The 282-nt window shown below is 58.2% G+C and carries 1 pseudogene; it reads left to right on the forward strand.

The features are described 5' to 3' along the window. Nucleotides 1–125: 125 nt before the first annotated feature. Nucleotides 126–282, forward strand: a pseudogene (locus KVT34_RS32210) (tRNA dihydrouridine synthase DusB); the annotation flags it as partial.

Below are 282 nucleotides of genomic sequence, written 5' to 3' on the forward strand. Positions count from 1 at the left end.
TGCCGTTACTTTCGCAGCTTAAAGTTTCAGTCCCTGAACACGGTAAAAAAATCCAATGCCTTGGCCATTGACCCGAGGGAGCTCCTTCCGCCTTCCGCCAGATAGGAGGAGAACACAGGTGAAAAGTGGGCAACGTGTGCGCCCCGATTAACGTTGAACGGGCACCGAGGGCAGGGGTATGCAACCCCGCTTCCCGTCTGATCGCCGGAGAATTCGGTGGGGGCCTGGTCTGCGCTGAGAGGGTCAGGGAAAAGGCGTTTGTGCACGGCAACTCCCGCACGA

The organism is Paenibacillus sp. GbtcB18 (assembly GCF_019091125.1).
Taxonomy (GTDB): Bacteria; Bacillota; Bacilli; order Paenibacillales; family NBRC-103111; genus Paenibacillus_F; species Paenibacillus_F chitinolyticus.